17 protein-coding genes and 1 other RNA gene are annotated in these 16,272 nt (G+C 39.9%); 12 read left to right on the top strand and 6 right to left on the bottom strand.

Translation table 11 applies throughout. The features are described 5' to 3' along the window. Position 1 precedes the first annotated feature (1 nt). From AO498_RS09935 to AO498_RS09915, 5 genes are all read left to right on the top strand, one after another. Positions 2-586 carry a glutathione peroxidase gene (locus tag AO498_RS09935; protein ID WP_067546778.1) on the top strand — a complete coding sequence of 195 codons (585 nt, stop codon included), beginning with the start codon at positions 2-4 and terminating at the stop codon, positions 584-586. 14 nt (positions 587-600) lie between these two features. Further along, positions 601-1,512 (top strand): 1,4-dihydroxy-2-naphthoate polyprenyltransferase, encoded by a 912-nt coding sequence (locus tag AO498_RS09930; RefSeq protein ID WP_067546775.1) that lies wholly within the window; start codon positions 601-603, stop codon positions 1,510-1,512. A gap of 122 nt (positions 1,513-1,634) precedes the next feature. Continuing rightward, positions 1,635-2,489: a universal stress protein gene (locus tag AO498_RS09925; RefSeq protein ID WP_067546772.1), complete on the top strand. Its 855-nt coding sequence runs from the start codon at positions 1,635-1,637 to the stop codon at positions 2,487-2,489. Positions 2,490-2,545: 56 nt separating this feature from the next. Then, entirely contained in the window at positions 2,546-2,899 is a 354-nt protein-coding gene (locus AO498_RS09920) for a translation initiation factor (protein ID WP_067546769.1), read from the top strand. Then, on the top strand, positions 2,896-3,618 hold the full coding sequence (locus AO498_RS09915) for a GDSL-type esterase/lipase family protein (protein ID WP_067546766.1): 723 nt from the start codon (positions 2,896-2,898) through the stop codon (positions 3,616-3,618). Before AO498_RS09920 ends, AO498_RS09915 begins: the two co-directional genes overlap by 4 nt. 11 nt (positions 3,619-3,629) lie before the next feature. Here AO498_RS09915 and AO498_RS09910 read toward each other — a convergent pair whose 3' ends face one another. After that, a complete protein-coding gene (locus AO498_RS09910; RefSeq protein WP_067546763.1) occupies positions 3,630-4,199 on the bottom strand; it encodes a DUF3109 family protein in 570 nt (189 codons plus the stop codon). A 261-nt stretch (positions 4,200-4,460) separates the two neighbouring features. On the opposite strand from AO498_RS09910, the gene rnpB reads away from it, so the two are divergent. Beyond that, positions 4,461-4,869, top strand: an RNA gene (gene rnpB / locus AO498_RS09905) — RNase P RNA component class A. Between the two features lie 18 nt (positions 4,870-4,887). Further along, positions 4,888-6,045, top strand: a complete 1,158-nt coding sequence (locus AO498_RS09900) for a sigma-54-dependent transcriptional regulator (protein WP_067546760.1) — start codon at positions 4,888-4,890, stop codon at positions 6,043-6,045. A 263-nt stretch (positions 6,046-6,308) separates the two neighbouring features. On the opposite strand, the gene AO498_RS09895 is transcribed toward AO498_RS09900, so the two are convergent. After that, positions 6,309-7,304 (bottom strand): LuxE/PaaK family acyltransferase, encoded by a 996-nt coding sequence (locus AO498_RS09895; protein WP_067546757.1) that lies wholly within the window; start codon positions 7,302-7,304, stop codon positions 6,309-6,311. A gap of 68 nt (positions 7,305-7,372) precedes the next feature. Here AO498_RS09895 and AO498_RS09890 point away from each other — a divergent pair, with 68 nt between their 5' ends. Continuing rightward, positions 7,373-8,047, top strand: a complete 675-nt coding sequence (locus AO498_RS09890) for a hypothetical protein (RefSeq protein ID WP_067546754.1) — start codon at positions 7,373-7,375, stop codon at positions 8,045-8,047. 49 nt (positions 8,048-8,096) lie between these two features. Here the strand turns inward: AO498_RS09890 and AO498_RS09885 are convergent, their stop codons facing one another. Next, positions 8,097-10,508 carry an alpha-ketoacid dehydrogenase subunit alpha/beta gene (locus AO498_RS09885; protein WP_067546751.1) on the bottom strand — a complete coding sequence of 804 codons (2,412 nt, stop codon included), beginning with the start codon at positions 10,506-10,508 and terminating at the stop codon, positions 8,097-8,099. A gap of 428 nt (positions 10,509-10,936) precedes the next feature. Here AO498_RS09885 and ald point away from each other — a divergent pair, with 428 nt between their 5' ends. Further along, positions 10,937-12,052, top strand: a complete 1,116-nt coding sequence (gene ald / locus AO498_RS09880) for an alanine dehydrogenase (RefSeq protein ID WP_067546748.1) — start codon at positions 10,937-10,939, stop codon at positions 12,050-12,052. 109 nt (positions 12,053-12,161) lie between these two features. On the opposite strand, the gene AO498_RS09875 is transcribed toward ald, so the two are convergent. From AO498_RS09875 to AO498_RS09865, 3 genes are read right to left on the bottom strand one after another with little or no spacing between them, the layout of a single operon-like run. Continuing rightward, complete coding sequence (locus tag AO498_RS09875; RefSeq protein ID WP_067546744.1) at positions 12,162-12,503, bottom strand: zinc ribbon domain-containing protein YjdM; 342 nt, start codon at positions 12,501-12,503, stop codon at positions 12,162-12,164. A gap of 43 nt (positions 12,504-12,546) precedes the next feature. After that, positions 12,547-13,203 (bottom strand): DUF6992 family protein, encoded by a 657-nt coding sequence (locus tag AO498_RS09870; RefSeq protein ID WP_236778586.1) that lies wholly within the window; start codon positions 13,201-13,203, stop codon positions 12,547-12,549. Next, complete coding sequence (locus AO498_RS09865) at positions 13,200-13,820, bottom strand: LysE family translocator (protein ID WP_067546741.1); 621 nt, start codon at positions 13,818-13,820, stop codon at positions 13,200-13,202. The genes AO498_RS09870 and AO498_RS09865 overlap by 4 nt, the downstream gene beginning before the upstream one ends. 59 nt (positions 13,821-13,879) lie before the next feature. On the opposite strand from AO498_RS09865, the gene AO498_RS09860 reads away from it, so the two are divergent. The 3 genes from AO498_RS09860 to AO498_RS09850 are packed head-to-tail and all read left to right on the top strand — an operon-like array spanning position 13,880 to position 16,227. Next, positions 13,880-14,554 (top strand): YggS family pyridoxal phosphate-dependent enzyme, encoded by a 675-nt coding sequence (locus AO498_RS09860; RefSeq protein ID WP_067546738.1) that lies wholly within the window; start codon positions 13,880-13,882, stop codon positions 14,552-14,554. A gap of 1 nt (position 14,555) precedes the next feature. Next, positions 14,556-14,936: a DUF423 domain-containing protein gene (locus AO498_RS09855; protein WP_067546735.1), complete on the top strand. Its 381-nt coding sequence runs from the start codon at positions 14,556-14,558 to the stop codon at positions 14,934-14,936. 1 nt (position 14,937) lies between these two features. Then, a complete protein-coding gene (locus tag AO498_RS09850) occupies positions 14,938-16,227 on the top strand; it encodes a D-alanyl-D-alanine carboxypeptidase (RefSeq protein ID WP_067546732.1) in 1,290 nt (429 codons plus the stop codon). Positions 16,228-16,272: the final 45 nt, after the last annotated feature.

Below are 16,272 nucleotides of genomic sequence, written 5' to 3'. Positions count from 1 at the left end.
TATGAAAACTATTCTCCTTACCCTCAGTGTCCTTCTTTTAGCTTGCGGCAAAACATTAGAACGCCCAAGTGACCTTGCTAACTTTCATCCTGATTACGATCAAACTATGGAAAGCTCATTCTACAACTTCAAATTGAAAGATATCAACGGGACCGAGGTTGATTTTAATTCTTTCAAGGGCAAAAAACTTCTATTGGTAAATGTGGCTTCGAAGTGCGGATACACAAAGCAATACGCCCAACTTCAGGAACTATATGCAACTCATGGAGACAAGATTGTTGTGCTAGGATTTCCCGCAAACAATTTTGGTGGACAAGAACCAGGAAGCAATGAAGAGATCAAAGATTTTTGCTCCACAGAATACGGTGTTACTTTCCCGATGTTTGAAAAGATTTCTGTCAAAGGGTTTGACAAACATCCACTTTACAGATGGCTTTCTGATGCTTCGCAAAACGGTTGGAATAATGAAGAGCCAAGCTGGAATTTCTGCAAGTATTTCATCAATGAACAAGGAGAACTAGTTAAATTTTTCCCATCTTCTGTAAACCCGCTAGACGAGCAAATTCTTTCTCTAATCGGCGCATAAGTCTATTCATTCCTTTGAAAAACAGTATTCAATCTAAGAAAGAAGCCTGGCTGCATGCAGTCAGGCTTCGTACTTTACCTCTTGCTTTGGCAAGCATTTTCGCAGGATCCTTTTTGGCATATTGGAAAGAAGGATTCCGATGGGAAATTTTGCTATTGGCATCCTTAACAACTATTTTTTTACAAATCCTTTCCAATTTGTCCAATGATTATGGAGATACTGTTCATGGTGCCGATTCTGCCGAAAGGCAAGGTCCAGTTAGAGCCGTTCAGTCAGGACTGATTTCACTTCAAGAGATGAAGAGAGCCATGTATATTTTCGGTCTTCTCTCCCTCCTATCTGGTTTAGCCTTAATTTATTTAGCGGTCCAAGATTGGAAATTATTCCTACTTTTTTTGGGACTGGGATTAGCGGCGATTTGGGCAGCGATTAGATACACTTCTGGAAGTAATCCTTATGGGTATTCTGGATTAGGTGATATTTCAGTATTTGTTTTTTTTGGTCTTTTGGGCGTCTTGGGGACTTATTTTCTCCATAACCTAAGCTTTGATTGGCTGGTAGTTCCGATTGCTATAGCCTTGGGGGGCTTCAGCACTGCAGTTTTAAATATTAACAATATCAGAGACATCGAGTCTGATAAGTCAGCGGGAAAAAAATCCATTCCAGTTAGAATCGGAAGATCGAATGCAGTGATTTACAATTGGGGATTGATCCTTCTTGGCTATGGATGTTTGCTGGTTTTTGCAGGATTAGCCAATAATTTTTATTCACTCCTTGCCATCTTGGCTTCTCCAATTATGCTGAAAGTAGCATTGGGTGTTCAAAAAGCCAAAAGTTCTATTGAGACAGATCCATACCTCAAGAAAATGGCAATATCCACTTTGCTGTGGGTAATTTTATTTGGAATTGGGTTGCTCTTGGGTTAACAAAACCCTGGAGACACTATTCATCAAGGATGTTTTACAATTAATCAGGGAATTAGCTGATAAAAGTCCTTTTTTTCAGGAATGTGAGTGGTAATTTGGTGTAAACTTTAACCCAAAGAACTATGATCAGAATTCTCGTTCCTTATGATTTTTCGGAAAGCGCTCAAAATGCGCTAGACTTCGCGATTGGGCTCACCAAGAACTATCCAAAAATGGAAATCTTGGTATTGCACATCATTGAGACTCCCCTTTCAACGGGTATTGGGGCGATGGGAGGTGGATTGGACCCGATTCCAGATTTTGAAAGCCAAGTATTTTTTGTGGAACTCATGGAATCCAGAAAGGCACAATTTGAGAAGCTTAAGAAGGATTATGCATCGGAGCCATTTGAATTAGTCACCAAAATTGAGATTGGAAATATCTATCGGGGTATTTCAGAAAACATTCATAAAAGTCAAATTGATCTTGTCGTAATGGGCTCACGCGGCAGCTCGGGCTTAGACGAAATCTTAATCGGAAGTAATACCGAAAAAGTCGTCCGAACAGCGACTTGCCCTGTAATCACAATCAAAGAAAAGATCGATGTAAGCCAACTTAAAAAAGTGGTCTTTGCTTCAGACTTCAAAGAATCCGATCAAGAAGTAGCTGGAAGATTCAAAAAAATGCAATCCATGTTTGATGCGGAATTTTACTTTGTTTACATCAATACCCCGGGAAATTTTGAAACCTCAAGAGAATCCATGAATCGAATCCGAAAATTTGTCCAAACTCATAAGTTCGAACATGTGAAAGCAGAGATTTACAATTCCATTTCTGAGGAAGAAGGAATTCTTCAATTTGCAGAAGATATCCAAGCAGATATGATTGCCATCACTACACATGGAAGATCTGGATTCTTGCATTTGATTACCGGAAGTATTGCCGAAGATGTCGTCAATCATTCCAAGCGTCCTGTTTGGACTTTTAAATCCAAATAATAGAAATCCTTAACTTTACAGCCTGTCCAAAATGACAGGCTTTTTTCATTACTCCGATGAGCAAAAAAAATAACGACTGGAAAAAAAGAGATGGAGTGGTTTACTCCACAAGTGATGATTTTCACTACCAATATGATGGTGAGGAAACTTCTGAAACACTCCCTCCCGCGCAACAAAAACTAAAAGTCTTATTGGACAAAAAAGCGAGAGCTGGCAAACAGGTGACTTTGGTAGAGGGATTTGTCGGTACTGATGAAGATTTAAAAGAATTGGGGAAGTTGCTTAAAAATAAGTGCGGCGTTGGTGGCTCTGCCAAAGATGGAGAAATTCTCATCCAAGGAGACCACCGAGACAAAGTACTTCAGGTTCTTCTCTCAGCCGGTTATGGAGCCAAAAAATCAGGGGGATGACATTCTCTAATTTCACATTTAAGGCAAGACTTATCCCGGTTTTGCCTTTTTTATTCCTCGAGGCTTGGAGGATCAAAAGAAGATCACCTAGGTTAATTCCAGTTTCGGAATGGGTAAACCTAAGCCGAGGAGACCAATCTATCTTAATCTTGGGAGAATCTACGGCAGCAGGCGTAGGAGCTTCCCACATTTCTACTTCCATTTCCGGGCAACTTAATCAACTACTCGACTCTCAATTCATTATTCAAAACATTGGAAAAAATGGTCTAAAAGTATCCCAGGTAAAAAGATTGCTCCTGAATTTTTCAGCAGATATCAAAAAACCTTCTAAGGGAATTCTCTTATTTATTGGAGCGAATGACTGCTTTCAACTTACTTCCCCAACGGAATTTCAAAAAGAATTATCAGGTCTAATCGGTTTTTTTGAAACCGAACTTAAACCCGAATGGATCTATTTAGCAGACATCCCTCCGGTACAACTTTTTCCAGCATTTTCACCTTTAATGAAATTTTTCCTGAAAAGGCAGCGATCATTTCTTCAGGAAAAAATGAAGTTCCTTGCACACCAAAACCAAAAAATCATTTTTGAGAAAATTTCAATTGATTTAACCTCGGATTTTTTCTCCATTGATCAAATTCATCCTTCGGATCTAGGGTATCAAAAGATTTCGGAATTTGCCATTAACCAATTGAAATCTCGAAATCTTTTTGGACTATAATCACCGATAGATTAAGATTCGCCCTCAATCTCCTGGATCAATTCTTCATACCAAGCTTCCCCATATTTGCGAATCAATGCGTCTTTCAAGAATTTATAAAGCGGAACTTGAAGACTTTTACCAAGCTGGCAAGCAGGATCACAGATATGCCATCGATCGTAATTTATGGCATCGTACTGATCGTATTTTGTAATTCGAATAGGATAGAGATGACAGGAAATTGGCTTTTTAAAATTCACTTTTCCATCTAAGTAAGCTTGTTCAATGCCACACTTAAGGATTCCTCTTTCATCGTAAAGGGCGTAGGCACATTCCCTATTATCCCTTATGGTTGGGGTACCTTTGTCCCCATCCTTATCATAAACCCAAGTTCCTTGTTCTTCGATGACTTTTCGTCCTTCTTCAGTAATGTAGTCTTTGACAATGGGATAAATTTCCTCTAAGATTTTGGTTTCATCGTCTTCGAGCGGAGCTCCTGCATCGCCTTCTACGCAACAGGCGCCTTTACAAGCTTCTAGGTCACAGACAAAAAAATTTTCTTTGATATCGTCTGACAAGACAGTATTACCTAATAGAATCATTTGATTGGGTTTTCCACAAAGGTAAAAATAAAGTCAACTTGGGAAGTTAGAATGTGGGGATTGACTAGGTAAAAAAAGAACCGCTCCTTTCGGAGCGGCTCAACCCAGCACTATGAAGAAAAGCTATTTTAGCCTTTGAGTATAATAACAGAAGGAGATTTGGAATGTTTCTAAAACCTGAAAAATTTTCAATCTTTTTTTGATTTTTTTTCTTGGACAAGATTTTCGAAACTGGTTCAAGGATTTTCCCGTTCTTTGCTGCGTGCAAGTTGTCTTGTCGCCTTAGTGATTTTCGAATAACTGGGGAGGAAAGTCCGGGCAACATAGAGCGCCATACTTCCTAACGGGAAGGCTTTTTACTGGAGACGGTAAAAAGACAGCTAGTGCCACAGAAAACAAACCGTCCTGATAGCTTTCTATCGGGATAAGGGTGAAAAGGTGGGGTAAGAGCCCACCGCTCCGACAGTGATGAAGGAGGCATGGCAAACCTTATGGGTTGAAAGATCAAATAGGCCCCGGGCAAAGAGCTGCTCGTTCGATTCTTACTTTTCGAAGTAGGATTCCGGGGTGGGTAGATCGATAGAGTTCTGGTGTGAATCAGAATCAAGATAAATGACAAGAATCCCGATTTATCGGGATACAGAACCCGGCTTATAGACTTGCACTTTTTTTCTTTAATTTACAGCATATGCCAAAAATCCTGATAATTGACGACGAGCGATTTATTCGTGCATCGCTTCGAGAAATTTTAGAATACGAAAAATTTGAAGTAACTGAAGCCCAAGACGGGGAAGACGGCTTGGCAAAACTGAAAGAGGAGGAATATGATTTGGTGCTTTGTGACATTAAAATGCCAAAGATGGATGGAATCGAAGTTCTCGATCACGCCAAATCCCTGGAAAAATCCCCACAGTTTATCATGATCTCAGCCCATGGGACCATTGAAACGGCTGTAGAAGCAACCAAAAAAGGGGCATTTGATTTTATTCCCAAACCCCCAGACTTAAATCGCCTTTTGCTTACGGTTCGTAATGCTTTAGAGAAAAAGAACTTGGTCAGTGAAACCAAAGTCTTAAAAAAGAAGCTCTCGAAAAAGTTTGACATGGTGGGAAATTCACCTGCCATCGCTCGAGTAAAAGACACCATCGAAAAAGTGGCGCCAACTGATGCCCGTGTATTAATCACCGGACCAAATGGTACGGGAAAAGAACTAGTAGCTCATTGGATCCATCAAAAAAGCAATCGAGCTCAAGAGCCTTTTGTTGCCGTAAACTGTGCGGCAATCCCTTCTGAATTGATCGAATCTGAATTGTTCGGTCATGAAAAAGGTGCTTTTACATCAGCACACAAACAGCGGGCAGGTAAATTTGAGCAGGCACAAGGAGGAACTTTATTTTTAGATGAAATTGGAGACATGTCGCTTTCAGCACAATCCAAGGTCCTTCGTGCGCTACAAGAAAATTTGATCAATCGAGTCGGTAGTGATAAAGACATCAAAGTCGATGTGCGTGTTTTAGCGGCTACAAATAAGGATTTGAAAAAAGAAATTGAAGCGGGACGATTTAGAGAAGACCTCTATCACCGATTAAGTGTAATCTTGATTCAAGTACCTGCCTTGAAGGATCGAAAAGAAGATATTCCGCTATTGGTGAATAAGTTTTTAGAAGATATTGCTGCGGAAAGTGGCGATGCTTGCAAAAAGATTTCATCAGATGCCATTTCCAAACTTCAAGAATTTCCTTGGACAGGTAATATTCGTGAGCTCAGAAACGTTGTCGAGCGACTGGTGATTTTGGGTGAAAAAGAGATAAGCCTAGAAGACGTAAAAAAATATGCTGACTATTAAGTCAGCATATTTTTTTTATCCATTAGCTCGAGTGGAAACTGAAGCCTTTGCGTAGGCTGGACAAGGTTTACTTGATGCGCAAGCGCCTAAAGCTAGGACTCCAATCAATAGTGCAATTGAGGCAATTCTTTTCATTTTTGTATCGTTTAGTAAGTATTTTTTAGGTTTAAATCTGACTGATAAAAATTAATCTCGGGACTATTTTTCTAATCAGACCTAAGATCATTCTAATCAAAGATGTTTAATAATTTTTAAGATCGCAATTACTGCACCAATAAGTTGCACCCACGGATTTCAGAATTATCTATTCTTCCAAGGACCTCTAAATTCCCGTCTTTATCCATTCTTCCCAGATCTTGAGTTTCCAAAAAAGCACAAGAATGAAAATTCCCAAGGTCAATCACGTTGATTCCTCCTTGTGAACGGTTGGACCAGGACCATGGATCATTCACATCACGTAACAACACTCGAACGCTTTCTGGTAATTTATATTTCCCTTCTCCCCTCGAATAAGCCTGTGACATCATCTCAGTCATTCCATATTCAGAATGGATGGTATCCACTTTAAAAAATGACTTTAAAATGGAGTGAACTTCTTCTCGAATCATTTCTTTTCTCCTTCCTTTCATTCCGCCTGTTTCCATCACCACTAAATTTTCTGATGAATAAAAGGGTTTTCCAGACTCAGCCAAATCCAGGAGAGCAAAGGTAACTCCGAGTAGAATTACCTTTTTTTCGCTTGTTTTTAAAAAATCTAGCATGGCCAATAATTCATCCTGATTGTACAAATAAAATCCTGAATAAGGCGATTGACTTTCCTGAATAAAATAATTCGCCATGGACACAAGACTACTTCCGGGCCGCTCTAAATAGGCTGGTAAAAGCGCTAAAAAATGATAGTTTCTTAAGGAACCATAGGTGTTTTCAAAAATGGTTTTCGCGTGATTTAAATACCATTCCTCTGACCAAATGAAATGCTTACTTGTTATCATTCCTGTAGTTCCGCTACTGGAATAAAACTGAGAAAATTCTTCCTTGTCCCAACAAACGACTGAATGGTCTTTAAAAAAACGAATGGGTAGAAAAGGAATTTCTTGAATGCTAGAAACCTTAGCAGGTGTAATACCTCTTATTTGAAGATATTCCTTGTATAAGGCATTCTCCCTAGCCTGAAATTGGAACAGATCAAGAGCAAGAGATTCAAATTCTCCTTTTTTCAAATTTCTGACTCGTTCAGAAAAACTTTTGAATTCTTGCATCGTTTTATAATTTGCGTTTTTCCTATGGAAACAAAGCGTATTTTCGGTGGTAAATTTACCCTTGGCTCATGCGATTAAAAAACTATTCTGGAATATTCTTAATGGCAGTTTTGACTTGGACTTCTTGTATCAGTCCACCTGAAAACTTTCCTTCTGTCCCGGAAATTGAATTCTCCGATTTAGAGTATGTGCCGACAAGCGGTCAGGATTCCTTAATTATTACTGTAAGATTTAAAGATGCTGAGGGTGATTTGGGGCTTTCAGCCACCGACATCAATCCTCCATTTAACCCCCTGAATTACAAGCGTGATTTTGTAGGAAATCTAATCACTTATTCCCGCAGACCTGCTGAAGCACCAAGCTATAATCCCATCGATTGGGTAGTTAATCCAATCATTAACAACCAAACTGTGAACGACACAATTTGGGTGGAGCAAAATGAAAATCAGTACAACATCTTTATCAAGTTTTTCAGAAAAAGAAACGGACAATACACGGAGTTCAGATGGCAGGACCCTCCGTTTTATACCACCTTTAATGGAAGATTTCCTAGAATATTAAATTCAGAAGCAGGTCAAGCTGTGGAAGGCTCAATTTCCTATAGCATGATGTCAAGCGGTTGGGAAAGTATTTTTAGAAACGACACCCTTCGAATCGATGTCCAAATCCAGGATCGACAGCTCAATCGAAGTAATGAGATTTCCTCCCCTGATGTGACCTTGCGACAAATCACAAGAAATTAAAAAAAGGCAGTTCAGAAATGAACTGCCTTTTCATTTGATTACCTCCAAATTAATATATGGAGGGAAACTGCTTCGGATTTACTTCATGCATGATTCCGTAGATTTTTTCAACCAAATCATCAGAGCTTGGCTTCGAGAAATAATCACCGTCAGAAGAATAGGCTGGACGATGCGCTTTTGCAGCAAGCGTTTGTGGTTCTGAATCTAGGAATTTGAAAACATCCTGATGATCCAATACCTGCTGCATCATATAAGCTGATGCTCCACCTGGAACATCCTCATCCGTAAATAGAACGCGATTGGTTTTCCGAATAGATTCTCCAATTTTCCCTGAAAGGTCAAATGGCAACAGGGTTTGAACATCTATCACCTCAATTGAAATTCCTACCTGTGCTAGTTCTTCGGCAGCTTCTAACACAATCCTACACATGCTTCCGTAAGTGACGACAGTAATATCTGTACCTTCCCTTAATATCTCAGGCTGACCTAGCGGAACTGTGTATTCTCCAATATTTTCAGGAAGTCTTTCCTTCAATCTATAGCCATTTAGGCACTCAATCACGATGGCTGGCTCATCTGCTTCAAGGAGAGTTCGGTACATTCCAGCAGCTTGAGTCATATCTCTTGGCACGCAAACATTCAATCCTCTAAGCGTAGACAAAATCATTCCCATGGGTGATCCAGAATGCCATACACCTTCCAGGCGATGTCCACGAGTTCGGATGATTAGGGGAGCTTTTTGCCCCCCTTTGGTGCGATAATGAAGACAGGCCAAATCATCAGAAAGGGTTGCCAAAGCATAAATCAAATAATCCAAATATTGAATTTCAGCCACAGGCCTCAATCCTCTCAATGCCGCTCCAATTCCCTGACCAATAATTGTTGTCTCTCGAATGCCTGTATCAGTCACACGAAGTTCTCCATATTTCGCTTGAAGACTCGCAAATGCTTGATTGACATCTCCAATTTTTCCAACGTCTTCCCCGAAAGCAAAGAATCTCGGATCTCTTTCGAGCGTCTTATCGAAGAATGCCTGAAGGATTTCCCTACCGTCTACCATTGGGGATTTCTCATTGATAGCAGGCTTAATTTCTTTCACCTTGACAGCAGAAAAATCATTTTCGCTGTACAAATGGCTACTATACCTGTCGTAATTTTTTTCGTTCTGATTTTTATACCAATCCAATAATGGCTGTCTAACGGCTATCGGCTCAGCCCGAAGCAAAAGGAGTACTTTTCGAATAGATGAAACAACATCTTTTCGAATAGGATTGATAGTTTTTTGAAGATCCTCAGCAATTGCCTGAAGAGATACTTTTCTAGAACTTGATTCTGCCGCTTTTAGAATGAGCGTTTTTGCTTCTTGCAACTCCGCTTTAATCTCAGATGAAAATGCATTCCAAGCTGCCTCTCGTTGATTTTTTGCTAATGTCTTTGCCTCAGAATCTATTTGATCCAACTGGTCTTCCGTTGCAATTCCATTTGAAAGAATATATTCTCTAAACTTAGCGATGCAATCCCAATCCTTTTCCCACTTCAATCGTTCCGCAGACTTGTAGCGTTCATGAGACCCGGAAGTCGAGTGCCCTTGAGGCTGTGTCATTTCCTCCACATGAATCATAACAGGCACATGTTCCTCACGGGCTACCTTTCCAGCATATTCAAAAGTCCTAACCAAGCCTTCGTAATCCCATCCCTTGACCCGGATAATTTCAAAGCCTTTTTCGGTTTCAGTTCGCTGAAATCCTTGTAACGCTTCTGAAATATTTCCTTTGGTGGTATGGTATTCATTAGGAACAGAAATACCAAAATGATCATCCCAAATAGAAATTACCATCGGGATTTGAAGGACACCCGCAGCATTTATCGATTCAAAAAACATTCCTTCAGAAGTGGAAGCATTGCCTATCGTACCCCAGGCGACTTCGTTTCCATTTACCGAAAAATCCTTCAGATTCTTCAGCTGACTATTTTGCCGAAAGAGCTTTGAGGCATAGGCCAATCCAACCAACTTAGGCATTTGCCCAGCGGTAGGAGAAATATCTGCGGCGGAGTTAAAAGAAGAAGATAACTCCTTCCAAGTACCATCCTCATTTAATAGACGAGTAGCGAAATGTCCATTCATCAAGCGGCCAGCAGAAGCAGGATCAGCTTCTACATTGGTGTGAGCATATAACTGCGCAAAATATTGTTGAACAGAAAGCTCTCCTAAAGCCATCATAAACGTCTGGTCCCGGTAATATCCAGACCTGAAATCTCCTTTCTTAAATGCCTTTGCCATCGCAATCTGGGCAAGCTCTTTTCCATCTCCGAAAATTCCAAACTTTGCTTTACCCATAAACACTTCCTTTCTTCCCATCAGGGAAGCATGGCGGCTTAAACTGGCAATTCGGAAATCATTCAAAATTTCCTCTCGAGGGCGAATGGTTTCCGTGATTGTTGAGGATTTCAATTGCGGCATAATACTAGAAATTAACTAAAGCTATTTTGGGTAGGGTATTCAAACTTTCCAAAAATAACCAAAATCCTTCCCTGTACAAATTTCAATTCCAGATATTTTCAGTTGAATATTTTGAATTTTAAATCAGAAAAATAATTTAACCATATAAAATTTTGTCATTATAGAATTTACAAATCATTAAAAGGAATTCAAATAAATTAGCCTGTTTTTGATTTGTGGATGAAAACCCAAAAAAATTTTCAAAATTTTTTCTTTTTAAAAATGAAAAATTGGAATAAAAGTACAATTACAGAATAATTATAAAATTTTATTTCAAAAATAAGACCGAAACAAAATCACCACCAAACACTATTTGCCAAATAGCAAAACCAATATCATTTGCTTCTTATCTTTGCGGCAGTTGAATAAAAATCCAAATAAACTTAGCCATGATCATAGGTGTTCCAAAGGAAATCAAAAACAATGAAAACCGTGTAGCGCTCACTCCTGCCGGTGCAAAAGAACTTGTAAAAAGAGGTCATACTGTTTACGTTCAGCATACTGCTGGTGTAGGAAGTGGATTTAGTGATGCAGAATACGAAGCTGCTGGAGCGACAATTCTTCCTACTATCGAAGCGACCTATGAGATTGCTGAAATGATTATCAAAGTAAAAGAGCCAATTGAATCAGAATATGCACTGATCAAAGAAAATCAGCTCTTGTTTACTTACTTCCATTTTGCTTCCTACGAACCTCTAACCAAGGCAATGGTAGCCCGAAAGGCAGTTTGTTTGGCTTATGAAACTGTTGAAAAAGCAGACCGAAGCTTACCACTTTTAGTTCCGATGTCCGAAGTAGCGGGTAGAATGGCTATTCAGAAAGGAGCCAACTACCTAGAAAAACCACTGGGTGGACGAGGAATTCTTTTAGGTGGTGTTCCCGGTGTTCTTCCAGCCAAAGTATTGATCCTAGGTGGTGGAATTGTAGGAACTCAAGCTGCTTGGATGGCTGCCGGAATGGGAGCCGATGTCACCATCATGGATGTTTCCCTTCCGCGAATGAGATACTTGGATGACGTCATGCCAAAAAATGTCAAAACCATGATGTCTAACGAATATAATATTCGTGAAATGATCAAGCAAGCTGACTTGATTATTGGAGCAGTTTTGATTCCAGGTGCCAAGGCTCCTCATTTGATTACTAGAGATATGCTCAAAGTCATGAAGAAAGGGGCAGTATTGGTGGACGTAGCGGTAGATCAAGGTGGATGTATTGAAACGTGTAAGCCAACAACTCACGAAAACCCAACTTTTGTTATCGATGATGTAGTTCACTATTGCGTAGCAAACATGCCAGGCGCAGTTCCTTACACTTCTACTTTGGCATTAACAAATGCAACTCTTCCCTATGCAATCCAACTCGCAGACAAAGGATGGAAAAAAGCAGCGCAAGAAAACGCTGAACTTGTTCCGGGTCTAAATGTGATTCAAGGAGAAATAGTTTATAAAGCTGTAGCTGAAGCATTTGATATGCCATATACCCCAGTGGATAAATTCTTAGCTTAATCTCAAAAAAAGCACAAAATGAAAATCCCAATGAAGTTATTCATTGGGATTTTTCCATTTAAAGGGTTTGAATAACACCCTTTTAAATTCTATTAAACGATTTTTAAACTTAAGCTTTTCTCACAAACTCTGACTTCAAAGCCATCGAGCCAAATCCATCGATTTTACAGTCAATATTGTGATCGCCATCGACCAGACGAATACTTTTTACTTTAGTCCCTGCTTTAATTGGCTTAGGGGCACCCTTAACAGGAAGATCTTTGACAATTACCACTGAATCTCCGTCTGCGAGGACATTTCCATTAGCGTCTTTAACCACTAAACCGGATTCTAAATTTTCTTCATTTTCTGAGGGATCCCATTCAAATCCACACTCCGGGCAAACCATTAGGTTGTCCATTGCATAGGTGTATTCGGATTTGCATTTTGGGCAAGGTGCTAGATTTTCCATACCCAAAGGTACGATTTCAACGAAGCAGAATCGCTCAAGCGATTTAATTTAAAGGAAATCTTAAGGAAAACCCCGTTGGTCCTAGTGCCAAACTCTGAACAATTTCCGGAAGTTGCCCCCCATGAGTTTGATGAAATCCAACCATAATCGCATCAAAGGCCATCAAAAAAGCTCCTTGCAAAATCACCGATTTCCCAAATCCAACCAGCATTTCGTTTTCCCTTCGCAATCCTCTTTCTTTCAAATAAAGCCCTCCTGCCATATAGCCTAAATCCAAGGCGGCATTGACCCACAAAATCTTCTCAATGCTTTGTTGGGCTTCCACAGTTTCCCAAAACTCTGAGGAAGGAATCTCCTTTGTGGCTTGCCAATATCCGAAACCTGCAATCACAAGATTAACCGTATTCCAATAGAGATTCATTTGATGGAAAGCTTTGATCTCACCAGTAGCTTGGCTAGCTCCTATCCCACCCCAAACCATATTTCCTATGGCCCAAGACCCCAATATCACCATGCCTTGGCGGTTATAATCTATTCTAACTTGATTGAATCCTTCCAATCCTGAAAAATCCTGCGCCATAAGGGGCACAGAAAAGCAAAAGAAAAGAAGGAGAAGAGAGATTCTTGGGAAAAGAGAAGTGGAAGTATTCATAAAAACTAAACCTACAAATTCGGGATTGGTTTTAGTACTGAAAGTCAAAGATTTAAAGTATCCCAGATCATTTTTACTCCGAAATAACAAATCAATATCCCTACACCCTTATTCAAATAGGTTCTGACCTTACCCGTCATCAAATGTGCCAACCTGCCTGCCACGTAAGCTTTTCCAAGATCGATCAAAAAAACGGTAAGAATCAAGCCCAAATAATAAGCAAATCGCTCTGTTCCGTTCCAATTTTTAGAGGAAACTAAACTTGCAATGGAAATCCAAAAAAGCATCACGAATGGATTAACACCATTGACTCCAAAGCCCTTTGCAAAAGCGGTCCTTTTTCTAACCTGCTGAGGAATCAATCCCCCGGAATTGGGTCGATTGGAAACTTTTTTCCTCCAAAAACTCACTCCAAACCCAATCAAAATTAGTCCTCCTACATATCCAAGACCTTGTTGAATCACAGGAAATTGAGTCAAAAAATGAATGCCATAATAAGTTATAAGTACGTAGACTAAATCACTAACCAAAATTCCAATTGCCAAAATCGCCGCAAATCGAAAGCCCTGCTCCATGCTGGTAGTAATCAACATAAAGAAAACCGGTCCTATCATCATGGATAGAAGCAAACCCATGCCTATTCCTTCGAAAATCGATCCTTGCATCTTCAAAAGTATATCCTCCTGACCTATATTTGTTCGTCTAGCCTAAGCAATTTTACCACATGGACATCAAAACCAACTTGACTCAAGTATTAAAATCCTTTAAAAATCCCGAATGCAAACTCATCGCGGTAAGCAAGACCAAACCCATTGAGGACTTGCGAGAGGCATATGCTGCTGGAATCCGGGATTTTGGAGAAAATAAAGTTCAAGAAATCCAGGCGAAGCAGCCGCAAATGCCCGCAGACACTCGTTGGCATATGATAGGACATCTTCAAAGTAACAAAGTCAAATACATCGCCCCTTTCGTCCATCTGATTCATGGTGTAGATTCTTTCAAACTTTTAAAAGAAATCGACAAACAAGGAAAGAAAATCAACCGGGTAATCCCCGTTCTACTTCAAATCCATATTGCAGAAGAGGAAACCAAATTCGGATTTGATCAAACCGAACTGGAAGAAATGTTGATATCAGAAGAATTTCTCCAGCTAACTCATGTCCAAATCAAAGGACTTATGGGAATGGCTACTTTTACTGAAAATGAATCTCAGATCAGAAAAGAATTTAATGGACTTAAACAGCTTTTTGAAAGTTTAAAATCAAAAGCTCTTCCTGCTTTTGTCCAATTGGAGGAACTTTCGATGGGTATGAGCGGGGATTATCAAATCGCTCAAGAAGAAGGAAGTACTATGGTTCGAATAGGTTCTGCAATTTTCGGGGCTAGAAATTACAATTAATATGAAAGCTAAATCGATACTTGGTATTGCTTCCATTTCTGGGGCATTGGCCGTTGGACTGGGAGCATTCGGCGCTCATGGATTAGAGCCGATCTTGATCGAAAACGGAAGGCTGGACACCTTTGAGACAGCTGTGAATTACCATTTTTACCACACGCTTGCCTTATTGGGAATTGGTATTTTGGCTTTGATTAAGCCTACTTGGAAAGGATTAAATTTCGCATCATGGTCCATGACCTTAGGAATTGTAATTTTTTCGGGATCACTCTACATTCTTTCATTAAGCGGAATTACCTGGCTCGGAGCAATCACTCCAATTGGAGGAGTTGGCTTTATTTTAGGATGGTTGTCCTTGGGATATAGCGTTACAAAAAATAGCTAGGATGTCCCGAAAGCACCTTCTTTCGCTGTTTTTCTGGGCAATGATGATCCAAACAAGTTTTGGACAACTGAGCAGAACTGCCTACCTATCGTTGGAAAAAGCACTCGGTGAACAAAGCTTCTTTAATGGACACCTCACTGGGTTTTATTTGTACGATCTGGATTCTCAGCGAGTAATTTTTGAAAAAAACTCCCAAATCAATTTTATCCCTGCCTCTACCACCAAACTTTTCACCCTATTTGCTAGTCTCGTAATTCTTCAAGACAGCACTCAAACACTTCGATATATCAGCCAAGGCGACACATTGAAAATTTGGGGATCAGGTGATCCAAGTTGGAAATACAAAGACTTTTACCAGCCGGATTTTCAAAAAATAATTGGAAGTCACTCGATCATTCTTTATTCCGACGCCAACCAAGTCTCACCAGCTTTCGGCTACGGATGGCAATGGGATGATTATTATTTCGACTATTCCGCTGAGCGAAGTTCGCTACCGATTTATGGAAACTTGGTTGAAGTAAAAAAAGGAAGCATTGGCCCAATCCTTTTTCCTAATCAGTTTGAATTAAATACCACTTCAACGATTCAAAAAGAGATCGAACGGGATTTTCATTCCAATCAATTCTTTTACAATCCAAAAACCTATTTAGGTCGGGAAAAATACCTCCCTTTTATTACCTCCGGAACCTTAACCGCAGAACTCGCCTTTGAAATCACCGGTAAAACGTGGATTTATCGTCCTGATTCTTTACCTCAAAATCATTTGTCTTGGAGAGGAAGCCCACTTTTTCCCCTACTTCAAGAAATGATGTATGAAAGTGACAATTTCATCGCAGAGCAGATGCTTTGGATGATTTCGGATCGATTATTTCAAACCTTAGATACAGAGCGAGCCATTGATTTCATCAAAAAGACCTACCTATCCGACCTGCCAGACTCCCCCAAATGGGTTGATGGAAGTGGATTAAGTCGACACAATCTCTTCACGCCTAGATCCATGGGGACTCTTGTCGAAAAGCTATACCGAATCCTTCCGGAAAATCAATTAGTTGAACTCCTTCCTACCGGAGGAAAAACGGGAACACTCAAAAACAGCTATCAAGCTTCTACACCTTATATTTTTGCCAAGACAGGAACAATGAGTAACAACTTCAGTCTGGTAGGATTGATCAGAGGAAAGAGCGGAAAACTTTATGCATTCTCCTTTATGAATTCTAATTACCTCTATGGCGCATCGGTCGTGCGAAAGGAAGTGGAAAAAGTGATGGTTCAACTGAGAGATTTTCTTTAAAAAAAAATGATTCTCTGTAAGGTTTAGACCAACCTTGAGTCTAAA

The sequence above is a fragment of the Algoriphagus sanaruensis genome, assembly GCF_001593605.1.
In the GTDB taxonomy this organism is placed as follows: domain Bacteria; phylum Bacteroidota; class Bacteroidia; order Cytophagales; family Cyclobacteriaceae; genus Algoriphagus; species Algoriphagus sanaruensis.
Note: the sequence above shows the minus strand (reverse complement) of the source record. Positions and strands in the feature narration are given on the sequence as shown.

Bases quoted from the DNA above. Each gene is read 5' to 3' on its own strand.
- AO498_RS09935 (WP_067546778.1), top strand. From the start codon at position 2: ATGAAAACTATTCTCCTTACCCTCAGTGTCCTTCTTTTAGCTTGCGGC.
- AO498_RS09910 (WP_067546763.1), bottom strand. From the start codon at position 4,199: ATGATTCTATTAGGTAATACTGTCTTGTCAGACGATATCAAAGAAAAT.
- AO498_RS09895 (WP_067546757.1), bottom strand. From the start codon at position 7,304: ATGCAAGAATTCAAAAGTTTTTCTGAACGAGTCAGAAATTTGAAAAAA.
- ald (WP_067546748.1), top strand. From the start codon at position 10,937: ATGATCATAGGTGTTCCAAAGGAAATCAAAAACAATGAAAACCGTGTA.
- AO498_RS09855 (WP_067546735.1), top strand. From the start codon at position 14,556: ATGAAAGCTAAATCGATACTTGGTATTGCTTCCATTTCTGGGGCATTG.
- AO498_RS09875 (WP_067546744.1), bottom strand. From the start codon at position 12,503: ATGGAAAATCTAGCACCTTGCCCAAAATGCAAATCCGAATACACCTAT.
- AO498_RS09890 (WP_067546754.1), top strand. From the start codon at position 7,373: ATGCGATTAAAAAACTATTCTGGAATATTCTTAATGGCAGTTTTGACT.
- AO498_RS09900 (WP_067546760.1), top strand. From the start codon at position 4,888: ATGCCAAAAATCCTGATAATTGACGACGAGCGATTTATTCGTGCATCG.
- AO498_RS09850 (WP_067546732.1), top strand. From the start codon at position 14,938: ATGTCCCGAAAGCACCTTCTTTCGCTGTTTTTCTGGGCAATGATGATC.
- AO498_RS09860 (WP_067546738.1), top strand. From the start codon at position 13,880: ATGGACATCAAAACCAACTTGACTCAAGTATTAAAATCCTTTAAAAAT.
- AO498_RS09920 (WP_067546769.1), top strand. From the start codon at position 2,546: ATGAGCAAAAAAAATAACGACTGGAAAAAAAGAGATGGAGTGGTTTAC.
- AO498_RS09885 (WP_067546751.1), bottom strand. From the start codon at position 10,508: ATGCCGCAATTGAAATCCTCAACAATCACGGAAACCATTCGCCCTCGA.
- AO498_RS09915 (WP_067546766.1), top strand. From the start codon at position 2,896: ATGACATTCTCTAATTTCACATTTAAGGCAAGACTTATCCCGGTTTTG.
- AO498_RS09925 (WP_067546772.1), top strand. From the start codon at position 1,635: ATGATCAGAATTCTCGTTCCTTATGATTTTTCGGAAAGCGCTCAAAAT.
- AO498_RS09865 (WP_067546741.1), bottom strand. From the start codon at position 13,820: ATGCAAGGATCGATTTTCGAAGGAATAGGCATGGGTTTGCTTCTATCC.